The sequence below is a fragment of the Neisseria canis genome (assembly GCF_900636765.1).
GTDB classification, from domain to species: domain Bacteria; phylum Pseudomonadota; class Gammaproteobacteria; order Burkholderiales; family Neisseriaceae; genus Neisseria; species Neisseria canis.
This window is the reverse complement of the sequence record NZ_LR134313.1, coordinates 1,488,259-1,502,060: the sequence shown is the minus strand read 5'-3', so window position 1 is coordinate 1,502,060 and position 13,802 is coordinate 1,488,259. Positions and strand designations below refer to the sequence as shown.

The 13,802-nt window shown below is 45.5% G+C and carries 8 protein-coding genes; 7 read left to right on the top strand and 1 reads right to left on the bottom strand.

The annotated features are described in order from the left end of the window. The first annotated feature begins 46 nt into the window (after positions 1-46). From EL143_RS07055 to EL143_RS07025, 7 genes are all read left to right on the top strand, one after another. Positions 47-1,177, top strand: a complete 1,131-nt coding sequence (locus tag EL143_RS07055) for a glycosyltransferase family 4 protein (protein WP_085415627.1) — start codon at positions 47-49, stop codon at positions 1,175-1,177. A gap of 80 nt (positions 1,178-1,257) precedes the next feature. Beyond that, positions 1,258-1,872 (top strand): sugar transferase, encoded by a 615-nt coding sequence (locus tag EL143_RS07050; RefSeq protein WP_085415628.1) that lies wholly within the window; start codon positions 1,258-1,260, stop codon positions 1,870-1,872. Positions 1,873-1,970: 98 nt separating this feature from the next. After that, positions 1,971-3,146, top strand: a complete 1,176-nt coding sequence (locus EL143_RS07045; protein WP_085415629.1) for a DegT/DnrJ/EryC1/StrS family aminotransferase — start codon at positions 1,971-1,973, stop codon at positions 3,144-3,146. A gap of 249 nt (positions 3,147-3,395) precedes the next feature. Beyond that, positions 3,396-5,300 carry a polysaccharide biosynthesis protein gene (locus EL143_RS07040; RefSeq protein ID WP_126326671.1) on the top strand — a complete coding sequence of 635 codons (1,905 nt, stop codon included), beginning with the start codon at positions 3,396-3,398 and terminating at the stop codon, positions 5,298-5,300. A gap of 106 nt (positions 5,301-5,406) precedes the next feature. Further along, entirely contained in the window at positions 5,407-6,564 is a 1,158-nt protein-coding gene (locus EL143_RS07035) for a polysaccharide export protein (protein WP_085415630.1), read from the top strand. An 11-nt stretch (positions 6,565-6,575) separates the two neighbouring features. After that, complete coding sequence (locus EL143_RS07030) at positions 6,576-7,010, top strand: low molecular weight protein-tyrosine-phosphatase (protein ID WP_085415631.1); 435 nt, start codon at positions 6,576-6,578, stop codon at positions 7,008-7,010. 104 nt (positions 7,011-7,114) lie between these two features. After that, positions 7,115-9,256, top strand: coding sequence for a polysaccharide biosynthesis tyrosine autokinase (locus tag EL143_RS07025; RefSeq protein WP_085415632.1), 2,142 nt, complete (start codon positions 7,115-7,117; stop codon positions 9,254-9,256). 645 nt (positions 9,257-9,901) lie between these two features. On the opposite strand, the gene EL143_RS07020 is transcribed toward EL143_RS07025, so the two are convergent. Beyond that, entirely contained in the window at positions 9,902-13,579 is a 3,678-nt protein-coding gene (locus EL143_RS07020; RefSeq protein ID WP_085415633.1) for a nitrate reductase subunit alpha, read from the bottom strand. Between the last annotated feature and the right edge of the window lie 223 nt (positions 13,580-13,802).

The following is a 13,802-nucleotide window of genomic DNA, read 5'->3' as shown; positions in this document are numbered from 1 at the left end:
GCATTCAAGTTATCACACAACAACGATAAACAATTAGGGAAATACCATGAAAAAATTTCTAATGATTGCCGGCTTTGCCGAATCCGTTGTCAATTTCCGCTGGGATTTGATTTGCGCAGTACAAGCAAAAGGCTTGGAAGTGCATATTGCCGCACCTGAAATTTTACAAGACGCACCAACACGTGAAAAACTTCAGGCGCAAGGCTTTATTTTGCACAATGTGCCCATGCAGCGCACAGGCACCAATCCGGTAGAAGATTTCAAAACCCTGCTTGCTTTGCGCCAATTGATGCAGCAAATAAAGCCTGATTATGTTTTGGCTTACACCATTAAACCGGTTATTTACGGCATGCTCGCCGCAAAATCAGCAGGTGTACCTCACCGCATCGCCTTGATTACCGGCTTAGGATATGCTTTCCAAGATAGCGATAGCAGCACTGCCAAAAACTGGATCCGCAGAATTACACGAGGCTTATACAAACAAGCTTTGGCAGCAACAGAAGTTACCTTTTTCCAAAATGACGACGATCAAAAACTATTCTCAGATTTAGGCATTACCTCACCCGGCCAGCGTACGATCGTTGTAAACGGTTCAGGCGTCAACACCGAAAAATTCTCCCCCCAACCCCTGCCTGAAGGCGAAGAAATCCATTTCCTGCTAATTGGCCGCTTGCTTAAAGACAAAGGTGTTCGGGAATATGTTGAAGCAGCAAGAAAAGTTAAGCAAAAATATCCTCATGCCGTGTTCAACATGGTGGGCTTCATCGACATAAACCCCAGTGCCATTACGCAAGCCGAGTTGGATCAATGGGTTAGTGAAGGCACAGTAAAATTTTGGGGTAAATTAAGCGATGTACGCCCTGCTCTCAATGCTTGCCATATTTTCGTTTTACCCTCTTATAGGGAAGGCACCCCCCGCACAGTATTGGAAGCCATGGCCACTGGTCGCGCAATTATTACCACTGATGCGCCCGGCTGCCGCCAAACTGTTGACGAGGGCTATAATGGTTTCCTCGTTCCGGTACAGTCTTCGGAAAAATTGGCAGAAGCAATGGAGCGCTTCATTACCCAACCCGATTTAATCGAAAGCATGCGGCAAGCCTCTTTGGAAATTGTTAAAACCAAATACGATGTAAACATCATCAACGATTTTATGCTGCAAAATATGAATATCTGATTGTTTCAGACCCCTTCTATAACAACAATGCCTGTCTGAAAATATTTCAGACAGGCATAGATACTAAAAATAGGATCATCATGTCAGACATTATCAAGCGCCTTTTCGACATTATTTGCGCTTTCTTCGGCCTTCTGTTTTTGTCTCCGGTATTGCTAATCGTCGCTTTTTTCGTTCGCAAAAACCTAGGTTCTCCGGTTCTCTTCCGTCAAATCAGGCCGGGCAAAGATGGCAGACCCTTTGAAATGGTTAAGTTCCGCTCCATGCGCGATGCCGTAGATAAAGACGGCAACCCCTTACCAGACGGAGAACGCTTAACCCCTTTCGGTAAAGCTCTTCGTGCCACCAGCTTGGACGAACTACCGGAATTATGGAATGTATTGAAAGGCGATATGAGCTTGGTCGGGCCCCGTCCTTTGCTGATGGAATATCTGGAACATTACGATGACGAACAACGCCGGCGAAACGATGTGCGGCCGGGGATAACCGGATGGGCACAAGTAAACGGCCGCAATGCAATCTCATGGGAAGATAAATTCAAACTGGATGTGTGGTATGTAGACAACCGCTCATTCTGGCTTGATTTGAAAATTTTATTTTTAACCGTAAAAAAAGTATTCATCAAAGAAGGTATCGAAGCAGAAGGTGAAGCCACGATGAATAAATTTACCGGCACAAAAAAAGAAGACCAATAAATACCGAACTTCACAGTGAAAACAATAAATTAAGATACTGCAAACGGTTTAAACCCTTGCAACTTTTCCACTAAGAATTAATTATTAAGGACAAAACAATGCTGAACACCCCTTTGGCACCATGGCCTTGCTTTACACAAGAAGAAGCTGATGCCGTTTCCCGCGTATTACTATCGAATAAAGTCAACTATTGGACAGGAACGGAATGCCGCGAATTCGAAAAAGAATTCGCACAATGGGCAGGCACAGAATACGCCGTTGCTCTAGGCAATGGTACTTTAGCCTTGGATGTGGCTCTGAAAGCCATGGGTATAGGCGCCGGAGACGACGTTATCGTTACTTCCCGCACTTTCCTTGCTTCAGCCTCCTCTATTGTTACTGCCGGAGCCAACCCCGTATTTGCCGACATCGATCTGAACAGCCAAAATATCACGGCAGATACCATAAAAGCAGTGCTCACTCCCAACACCAAAGCCATTATCGTTGTTCATTTGGCGGGCATGCCCGCAGAAATGGACGACATCATGGCATTAGCCCAAGAGCATAAACTGTGGGTTATCGAAGACTGCGCTCAAGCACACGGAACCCGCTACAAAGGTAAATCTGTCGGCTCTATCGGACATATCGGCGCTTGGTCTTTCTGCCAAGATAAAATCATGACTACCGGTGGCGAAGGCGGCATGGTTACCACGAACGACAAAGAGTTATGGTCAAAAATGTGGTCTTACAAAGATCATGGAAAAAGCTATGATGCCGTTTACAACCGTCAACACCCTCCCGGCTTCCGTTGGCTGCACGAAAGCTTCGGCACCAACTGGCGGATGACAGAAATGCAGGCAGTTATCGGCAGAATCCAACTCAAACGCATGGCAGATTGGACTGCAAAACGCCAAGCAAATGCCGCACGTTTGGAAGCAGTTCTCAAGCAGTTTGACTGCATACGAACTGTTGAAGTACCTGATTACATTCAGCATGCTCAATATAAGTATTATGCTTTCGTAAAACCTGAAAAGCTGGCAGAAGGCTGGACACGCGACCGTATAGTTGACGAATTGAATGCAGCAGGCGTTCCTTGTTATCAAGGAAGCTGCTCGGAAGTGTATTTAGAAAAAGCTTTCGACAACACTCCTTGGCGCCCTAAAGAACGCTTAAAAAATGCTGTTGAATTAGGAGAAACCAGTTTAATGTTCTTGGTTCACCCAACCATAACTGAAGAGCAAATAGACTTTTGTTGCAAACACTTAAAAGATGTACTTACCAAAGCCGGCTCTTAATATCAAAACACACCCGCCTGCTTAATGAGTAGGCGGGTGTCAGAAATTTAAATCAATTTAACGTTTTATTCCTAAAATAAACCACTCATCCAACAACTGTTTCTGTTCCGTTCAAATGAAGTATCCTTTCATTTAACAAGAATTAAAATTAAGCAAATAAAAGTTAAATTTGCTTAAACGAAAGGTGTCTTAAAAAATTCCCAATCCAAGTTCGGCAATACCTACTAACCCCATAAATTGTTAAATATTATGAATTTAGCCTATTTACTCTCATTACCGCGAAGTATTAAAAAAGTTTTCTTCGTTATACATGACACATTAATTATTTTCCTCACTTTTTGGTTTAGTTTGAGCTTGAAATCAGACTATTCGCAAGAATGGTTGGCGGTTAGCAATTGGGTCGTATTTATCATAACAGCATTCTTGACAATCACTTTCTTTGTCAAACTCGGCCTATACAGAGCGGTAACTCGCTTTATGGGCACCAAAGTCATTACAACTGCGGTTTTGGGCAGCCTTTTATCAACCGTCATCATGAGCATATGCTTGGCTATATCCCATCAACACATAGATTGGCTACCCTCTTTTGTCTATTTTCTATTAATGATGGTTCTAACGTGCGGTTCACGCTTTGTTTTACGTGCAATTTTGAACGGTCGTAGAAACACCAAAATAATGATGCCCGTTATTATTTACGGAGCAGGCCAGTCCGGTCGCCAACTGTTAGAAGCCGTAAAACAGGTAAATGAATATAATGCCGTTGCTTTTGTGGATGATAACCCGGCATTACAAAAAAGTATCATCAACAATATAACTGTACATCATCCGGCCAACATACCTGAATTAATTGAACGGTATCATGTAGAAAAAATCCTTTTGGCAATTCCAAGCGCATCCCAAGAGCAGCGCAAAAAAATCATCCACTCTTTGGAACCATACCCATGTGAAGTATTAACCATGCCGGGTATGAAAGAGCTAGTTGACGGCAAGGTCAGTGTTAGCTCGTTACGCAAAATTTCTGTATTCGACTTATTGGGACGAGACCCCGTTGAGCCCAAACCCGAGTTAATGAGTGCCGATATTCACGGAAAAGTTGTTATGGTAACGGGTGCAGGCGGTTCGATTGGTTCGGAGCTGTGTCGACAAATCGTACAAAACAAACCAACCAAATTAATCTTATTCGAACTATCCGAGTTTTCTTTGTATAGTATCGATAAAGAATTACGTGAATACATAGAAGCTAACCAAATGCAACTTGATATTATTCCGCTTCTAGGTTCCGTACAACACAGAAAACGCTTATTCAATGTCATGACAGCATTCGGCGTACAAACCATTTATCACGCAGCAGCCTACAAGCATGTACCTATTGTGGAGTTCAATACATTAGAAGGTGTACACAACAATGTTTACGGTACTATGTTCTGTGCTTTAGCTGCAATTGACGCAAAAGTTGAAACATTTGTTTTAATTTCTACTGATAAAGCTGTTCGCCCAACCAATACAATGGGCGCTTCCAAACGCATGTCGGAATTGGTTCTTCAAGCATTAGCGGCTGAAAAAAACCACAATACACGCTTTGCTATGGTACGCTTCGGAAATGTTCTTGGTTCGTCAGGTTCCGTAGTTCCCGTATTTGAAAAACAAATTTCATCAGGCGGGCCAGTTACCTTAACTCATAAAGATATTACGCGTTACTTTATGACCATCCCCGAGGCCGCTCAATTGGTCATCCAAGCAGGTGCTATGGGTAAAGGGGGAGATGTATTCGTACTAGATATGGGCGAATCTGTAAAAATCTACGATTTAGCCCGCCAAATGATTCGTCTGAGCGGTTTGGAAGTAAAAGATGCCGACAACCCTTCAGGCGACATTGAAATCAAAGTTACAGGACTCCGCCCAGGAGAAAAACTTTATGAAGAACTGCTTATCGGTGATGCAGTTGAGAAAACCACTCACCCACGCATTATGACCGCTAATGAAATAATGCTTCCGTGGAAGGATCTTTCTGATATATTGGAAAAAATGGATGAAGCTTGCTCACTAGGTGATCAATTAACTGTTCGTGAATTATTGCTTGAAGCCCCTACAGGTTTCAAACCCAAAGACGATATATGTGATTTGGTGTGGATAGCGAAACAAACTGCTCAATAATTTTCACTACTCTATGAGGCGAATACCCGCTTATAAAAACAATAGACAAAATAATGATTACACCGTTTGAAAAACGGGCTTACCTAAGTAAGGAATTTTAACAAATATGAAAAAATTAACTCTTATTAGCCTATCAGTCATTCTTGCAGCTTCTGGTTGTACAGTTGTTCCAGGTTCCGGTTTACCAACAGGTAACAAAACAATTGTGCACCATGAAAACGATACTGAAAACGAAAAAGTACAATTGGATAGTCGAGTTAATATCTATCCTATTACTCTGAACCTATTACAAAGTATTGAAGCTCATCCCAAAATTAACCGGCCAAACCACGAATTGGAAAGAAAAAGAGCAGCCTATAGATATACCTTAGGTAAGGGTGATGTTCTCAATATTCGTGTTTGGTATCATCCCGACTTAAACACTCCTGCTACTATTGGCGTCCCCTCCTCCAATGCAGGCGCACTTGCTACAACTGTACAAAACCAACAAAGCAATAACGGTATCTGGGTTAATGATCACGGTCGTATTTTCTTCCCGCTTGTCGGGGAAATTACTGTTACCGGTAAAACCATTAATCAAGTTCAATCCGAGTTATCATCGCGCCTAAGAAAATACATCAAAAACCCGCAAGTCGAAGTTAACGTTGCAGAATTCCGCTCTCAACGCGTAAGTATTTCGGGTTCTGTTCGCCAAGCAGGTCAATTGCCAATAACCAATGTTCCTATGACATTGCTTGATGCTATTGATTTGGCGGGAGGAATTACAGATCAAGCAGATCCACAAAATGTAAAATGGACGCATAATGGCGTAGATCATACAATTTCTATTGAAGATCTGCGTGCAAATGGTGATGCCACGCAAAATCACTTACTAAGTAACGGCGACATTATCTACGTTCCGTCTAATGAAAATAGTAAAGTTTTTGTTTTGGGAGAAGTTACCCGTCAAAGCTCCTTGCGTATGCCTCCTAAAGGCATAACTCTAACTGAAGCAATGAGTGAAGCCGGCGGTATGGATCAAATACACGCGAATGCGAGCGGTGTTTTCGTTATCCGAAATGTACCATCAGATATTGAAAAACCCATCCATGTGTACCAATTGAATCTTAGAGATGCTACTGCTTACGCGCTTGGCAACCGCTTTAAACTGCAAACCAATGATGTGGTTTATATTACCGCAGCTCCTGTTACACGTTGGGATCGCGTTGTTTCTCAAGCTGTCGGCTTAGCAAATACCATTTCTTCAGTAAACAGTTCATTTTAATACTAACTTTCATGAAATATGAAAAGATATTAATTGTGTGTACTGGCAATATTTGCCGCTCTCCTACGGCGGAATATATCTTAAAACAACTATTGCCAGATTTATTTATTGTTTCAGCAGGAATTAACGTAACACCAAACCGAGCTGCGGAACCTGAAGCTATATTATCGGCACGCAAAAACGGCATAGATATATCGTCGCATATTGCACGACAATTAACTCCTCAGATGTGTGATTTTTCTGATTTAATTTTAGTGATGGAAGAGTCGCACATTGACGATATAGCATTAATCAGCCCTCAGTCCCGCAGCAAAACCATGTTATTAGGTCAATGGATAACCCCTCTGTTTATCCAAGATCCTTACAAAAAAAGTCAGGATACATTTGATCAAATTTATCGGCAAATTGAGCATGCCTGTAAAGCATGGGCCGAAAAGCTGAAATAACTGATTTTATTATTACCTAATGAAACTTACATTAAACACATAACTCTATCTTGAAATATTGGTTTATAAAATATAACCCGCTCAAATTTATAGAGAACAAATAAATGGCAACTAAATCTACTCAAGCATTTGAAAGCTCGATTGACTTACGTCAACTACTGACTATTTTATACCGCCATAAGCTGCCTATCGGAACTGCTATTGCAGCAGGTTTCATTGTTGGCGGCCTTTACAGTATGTCTGCTCAACCTGTGTACCGTGCAGATGCTCTATTATCAGTAGAAGCGCAAAACAACCAAATTTTACCTCAACTCAATAATGGAGCCATACCGCAAAGGGGCATGGGTTCTGGTGCAGATGCGGAAATTGATTTAATCAAATCCCGCTCGGTTATTGGTCAAACGGTCGATAATCTCCAACTTGATTTAGAAATTGAGCCTGTTTACACTCCTATAATTGGCTCCACATTAGCTAAATTCAGCAATGCTGGCCAACCTGCAATCAAAGTTGAACGTTTTACAGCACCGGAAGACTTTGAAAACAAAACCTTTACACTAAAAGTTGAAAGCCCTAACACTTATATTTTTACCACTCCTGATGGAGAATCCTTGGAAGGTAAAGTGGGCAAGCCACTTAAGTTTGCCAATGGCGGTGAATTTTTTATCAACCAAATTCTCGCAGAAACAGGGCAATCTTTTTCAATTACCAAACTTTCCCGTTTGCGTGCGATCAATGGCATCAGCGACAACCTGTCTGTAAGCGCACAAGGTGACGGTAGTCCCTTGATTACCTTAGGCTACACCGGCACAGACAGAAAAAAAATCGAAACTGTCCTAAACCACATTATCGATAACTATGTAAGCCAAAACAAAAACCGCGATGTACAAATGGCTACAAGTGGTTTGGCATTCATCAGCGAAGAATTGCCCCGTTTAAAACAGTCTTTACAAGATGCTGAAACCAGATTGAATCAATACCGAACCAATACAGGTTCTGTTGATATTCCATCAGAAGCACAAGGCGCACTCCGCAGCTTAACCGATATCGAAACCCAAATAACCACTCTGCGCGCAGAAGAAGCCGGAATGTCTGAGCTCTATACTCCAGAACATCCGTCTTATAAATCTGTTCGTGACCGCTTGAAAGTATTGGAAGAAGCAAGAGATCGTATCAACCGCCAAATTTCTACCCTGCCGCAAACCGAACAGCAAGTTATCCGTTTGAACCGTGATGTGGAAATTAACCAAGCAACTTATGTTCAATTATTAAACCGCCAACAAGAATTGAATATTTTAAAAGCCAGCTCACAGGGTAATATTCGCGTTATCGATCCTGCGGTTGCCGAAGAAAAACCATTTAAGCCGCGCCGTGCGATGATCACTTTGCTATCCGCTATTGCCGCAGGCTTACTTGCCTCTTCACTCTTCGTACTACGCGCAATTGCACGCCCGACTATCAAGGTATCCGACGATATTCGTGCTATGGGCTACAATCTGATTTCAACTATTCCGTCTTCCAACACTCAGATAAAAGCCGACAAGCGCTATAATCGTTTGAGCACAAGCAAGAGCAAGCGCCCACAATACCTACTTGCCAATATCCATACCAATGATGTGGCAGTAGAAACGATTCGAGCGCTACGCACCAACTTGCATTTCGCTACCATTAATAATAAGAGCAGCATGATTATGATTGCCGGCACAACGCCTGGTGTGGGTAAATCATTTGTATCTTCCAACTTGGCTACGGTTACCGCTCAAGCGGGTTCGAAAGTATTGTTGGTTGACGCCGACTTACGCCGCGGCATGCTGCACCATTCTTTCGGTTTAACCGAAGAAAATGGTTTGGCCGAAATTTTAGACGGTTCTTCAAATTTCGATGCCAGCATCAAACAAACCGATGTACCGGGTTTGGACTTCATTTCACGTGGCCATTCACCGCAAAGCCCGTCTGAAATGTTGATGAGCGATAAATTTAAAGAATTTATTGCTACAGCCAAAGATAAATACGATTATGTCATTATCGATACCCCGCCAGTATTGGCTGTAACCGATAGCTCCGTGATCGGCCGACTTGCTGATTTAACGCTTCTGATTGCCCGTTATAGAAAAACTTCTCATGACGAATTGGAAGACAGCATGAGCCGCCTGAACAATGCCGGTATTAAGGTTGAAGGTGTAATATTTAACGGTGTAGAACGCACTGCACGCAACTATTACCAATATCAGGCTTATACTGGTAAATAAAATCCATCAAATAAAATGCCTGTCTGAAACATATTCAGACAGGCATTTTTTGATAGTTTGACTGCTAGAAAATATTACAATAAGACGATAAACTGGAGACGAGGTAATATGGCAAAGCACAGTAACATCGTGTAGTACTAAAGAACAAATTAATTTACTATAGTTAATCAACACATTTTTAATACAAGGCAGCAAGCCGAAAACAGTATAGGTAGTATGGGACTGATTTTGTTGCTGCTTCAGCAGCTTACAAAATGGTTCTCTTTAAGTTAAGGTATAGTTAAAACACTTAATTTTAGTAGCATTTCCGTCATACTCAGGCTTGACCCGAGTATCTTGAGTTCCGCTGAATTTAGGAGATACTCGGGTCAAGCCCGAGTATGACGAACGTACTATTTTTAAGTTGATTAACTATACAACAAATAAACTCAAAGATAGCAGATCTCCTCTTGCTCGGGTTTGGATCGAATATATTGAGATCCGGTAAGCTTTAGAAGTTGCTCGTGTCAAACCCGAGCAAGACAAATCATAATTTGATATACCAATTTAATATACCATTTTTTTGGCTTTTATTTTAAACAATGCCTGCCTGAAAGCTCCCTTTCAGACAGGCATTTTTTTACATACCAAGCTTTTCAGACGGCATTACCTTGCCGGTTCATCCATCCAATCCACTTTGTTCATTTTACGCACAATCACCCATTCGTCGCGGTTGGAACCTACCGTGCCGTAGTAGTTGAAACCGTAGGCGAGCTGGGCGTAGCCGCCGATCATGTGGGTGGGTTTCAAGATGGCGCGGGTCACGGAATTGTGGATGCCGCCGCGTTTTTGCGAAACCTCGCCCGCGGGTGTGTGGACGATTTTTTCCTGTGCGTGGTACATCAGAATCATGGTTTCGGGGATGCGTTGGCTTACCACGGCGCGGCAGGCGATGGTGCCGTTGGCGTTGAACACTTCCACCCAGTCGTTATCGACAATGCCGGCTTTCTTGGCATCGATTTCGGAAATCCACACGTGCGGGCCGCCGCGGAACAGGGTAAGCATGCGCAGGTTTTCCGAATAGGTGCTGTGAATGCCCCATTTTTGGTGCGGCGTGAGGAAGTTAAGCGTAATTTCCTTGTTGCCGTTGGGGTATTTGCCGAGCAGTTTTTTGGTGGTTTTGAAATCGACGGCGGGCTTGTACACGCACAAGTGTTCGCCGAAATCACGCATCCATTTGTGGTCTTGGTAGAACTGCTGGCGGCCGGTGATGGTGCGCCACGGGATGAGTTCGTGCACGTTGGTATAGCCGGCGTTGTAGCACACTTCTTCGCTTTCCACGCCCGACCAAATCGGTGAGGTTACGATTTTGCGCGGCTGGGCGACAATGTCGCGGAAGCGGATGGCGGTGTGCTCGCTGGCGTTAATCAAATGGGTATGATCGCGGCCGGTGGCTTTACCCAAGGCTTGCCATGCTTTTTTGGCAACGTGGCCGTTGGTTTCGGGTGCGAGGGTCAACACCATTTCGCAGGCATCAATGGCGGTTTCGATTTTCGGCTGGCCTTTGCCCGCGCCGGTTGATTGTACGCCGTTGAGTTTGCGCAGGAATTCAACTTCGTGTTTGGTGTCCCAAGCCATACCTTTGCCGTTGTTGTTGATTTTTTCCAGCAACGGGCCAACCGAAGTGAATTTTTCGTAAATCGCGCCGTAATCACGCTCGACGACGGTAATTGCAGGCATGGTTTTGCCGGGAATCGGGTCGCATTCGCCGTGTTTCCAGTCTTTCGGGTCAAACGGCTGGCCGAGTTCCTGCGGGCTGTCGTGCATCAGTGGGGTGAGCACGATGTCTTTGCGCACGCCGATATAGTCTTTGGCGATTTCGCTGAATTTTTTGGCAAAGCCTTTGTAGATTTCCCAGTCGGTTTTGCTTTGCCACAGCGGTTGTACGGCCTCGGTGAGCGGATGGATAAACGGATGCATGTCGGAAGTGTTGAGGTCGTCTTTTTCGTACCATGTAGCAGTCGGCAACACGATGTCGCCGTACAGGCAGGTGGTAGACATGCGGAAATCGAGTACGGTCAGCAGGTCGAGTTTGCCTTCTGCGGCGGGGCGCACGGTAATTTCAGACGGCTTGATGCACTCTTCGTCGTTTTCGTCGCTCAACACGGCGTTTTGCGTGCCCAGCAGGTATTTCAGGAAATACTCATGGCCTTTGCCCGAAGAACCGAGCAGGTTGGAACGCCACACAAATAGGTTGCGCGGGAAGTTTTGCGGGTTGTCGGGGTCGTTACACGCCAAATCCAGCGAACCGTCTTTCAGACGGCCTGCCACATATTGAGCCGTATCCACTCCTGCGGCATCGGCTTGGTCGGCAATATCCAAGGGGTTTGCACCCAATTGCGGCGCGCTCGGCAGCCAGCCCATGCGTTCGGCTTTGGCGTTGTAATCGATCATGGAGAGCTTGCTCATATCGCTGTCGGCATCCGGCGCAAGAATTTCATCTACATGCACTTTTTCATGCCGCCATTGGCTGGTATGGGCGTAGAAGAACGAGGTGCTGTTCATTTGGCGCGGCGGACGGTGCCAGTCGGTGGCAAACGTCAACGGAATCCAACCGCTTTGCGGGCGCAGTTTTTCTTGGCCTACATAGTGGCACCAGCCGCCGCCGGATTTACCGATAGAGCCGCACATCATCAGCATATTGATGATGCCGCGATACGCCATGTCCATGTGATACCAGTGGTTCAGACCGGCACCGACAATTACCATGCTGCGGCCTTCGGTGTCGTGGGCGTTTTGGGCGAACTCGCGGGCTACCTGAATCACCAGCTCCGGTTTCACGCCGGTGTGTTTCTCCTGCCATGCCGGCGTGTAAGGCTTGTCGTCGAAATAATCTTTGGCAACATTTTCGCAGCCCAAACCGTTGTCCACGCCGTAGTTGGCCACCATTAGGTCGAACACGGTCGCTACCAACGCGGTTTCGCCGTTGGTCAGTGGAATGCGTTTGGCAGGCACTTTACGGTAAATCATGTCGTCGCACTCGCCACCAAAGTAGGTAAAGCCTACGTTTACCACTTCATCGGCGCGCTCTTTCAGCGACAGGGCGGCATGAACTTCTTTATCTTGTGCGCGGGTTTCCAAGTTCCATTTTTGACTGCCGTCCCAGCGGAAACCGATAGAACCGTTGGGCAGGCAGAGGCCGTCTGAAAGCTCGTCCCATACCAAAGTTTTCCAATCGGCATTTTGTTCTTCGCCGAATGCGGCCAATTCGGACGCACGCAGGAAATATTTAGGCGCATAGCCTTTACCGTCGGCATCCAAGCGCACCAATACGGGCATATCGGTTAAGCGGCGCACATAATCGGTGAAATAAGGAGAAGGATTGTCGATGTGGAACTCTTTCAGAATCACATGACCCATCGCCATCGCCAAAGCTGCGTCGGTACCTTGTTTCGGCGCCAGCCAAATATCGCCGAACTTCGCCATTTCGCCGAAGTCGGAAGATACGGCCACGGTTTTGGTGCCTTTGTAGCGTACTTCGGTGTAGAAATGGGCATCGGGCGTACGCGTCATCGGCACGTTGGAACCCCACACCATCAGATAGTTGGCGTTATACCAGTCGGCAGACTCGGCCACGTCGGTTTGCTCGCCCCAAATTTGCGGGCTGGCAGGCGGCAAGTCGCAATACCAGTCGTAAAACGACAGCGGTACACCGCCGATTAAGCCCAAATAACGCGCACCGGCAGCGTAGCTTACCATCGACATAGCGGGAATCGGCGAGAAACCGAACACGCGGTCGGGGCCGTAGTTTTTAATAGTGTAAGCATTGGCCGCAGCCACCATTTCATTGGCTTCGTCCCAAGACGTACGCACGAAGCCACCCAAGCCGCGTTGGGTTTTATACGATTTGGCACGGTTTTCGTCTTCTACAATCCATGCCCAAGCTTCAATCGGCGACATGGTTTTGCGCGCTTCACGCCACATTTCCGCCAACACCCCGCGCATCATCGGGTATTTCACACGTTGGGCGGAATACACATACCAGCTGTAAGAAGCACCGCGCGGACAGCCCCGCGGCTCGTGGTTGGGCAAATCGGGGCGGGTACGCGGATAGTCGGTCTGCTGGGTTTCCCAAGTAATCAGGCCGTTTTTCACATAAACTTTCCAACTGCACGAACCGGTACAGTTCACACCGTGGGTGGAGCGCACCACTTTATCGTGCTGCCAGCGGCTGCGGTAGGCATCTTCCCATTTGCGGTCTTCTTCGGTGAGCACACCGTGCCCGTCGGCAAAGGGTTCGTGTTTTTGGCTGAAAAATTTCAGGCGGTCTAAAAAGTGGCTCATGGCGGGTTCCTTATGCTTATGTCCGGCAGGAAATGCCTGTCTGAAAATAATTTTTTTACGCCTTAAAATATAATCCAGCCACCTGCAGGAAAATATGCGCCGAAAGGGTTTAAACGGGCTTCAGAGTGATAAGGCAAAGCATTCTTTCAGCCTATCGAAACATAATCCTTTTGAAGTAGGCAGCCTCTTCATTACTGCCGCCCCATATGCCTTACACAAGGCC

Coding starts and splice junctions, on each gene's coding strand:
- EL143_RS07040 (WP_126326671.1), top strand. CDS start 3,396: ATGAATTTAGCCTATTTACTCTCATTACCGCGAAGTATTAAAAAAGTT.
- EL143_RS07055 (WP_085415627.1), top strand. CDS start 47: ATGAAAAAATTTCTAATGATTGCCGGCTTTGCCGAATCCGTTGTCAAT.
- EL143_RS07020 (WP_085415633.1), bottom strand. CDS start 13,579: ATGAGCCACTTTTTAGACCGCCTGAAATTTTTCAGCCAAAAACACGAA.
- EL143_RS07025 (WP_085415632.1), top strand. CDS start 7,115: ATGGCAACTAAATCTACTCAAGCATTTGAAAGCTCGATTGACTTACGT.
- EL143_RS07030 (WP_085415631.1), top strand. CDS start 6,576: ATGAAATATGAAAAGATATTAATTGTGTGTACTGGCAATATTTGCCGC.
- EL143_RS07035 (WP_085415630.1), top strand. CDS start 5,407: ATGAAAAAATTAACTCTTATTAGCCTATCAGTCATTCTTGCAGCTTCT.
- EL143_RS07045 (WP_085415629.1), top strand. CDS start 1,971: ATGCTGAACACCCCTTTGGCACCATGGCCTTGCTTTACACAAGAAGAA.
- EL143_RS07050 (WP_085415628.1), top strand. CDS start 1,258: ATGTCAGACATTATCAAGCGCCTTTTCGACATTATTTGCGCTTTCTTC.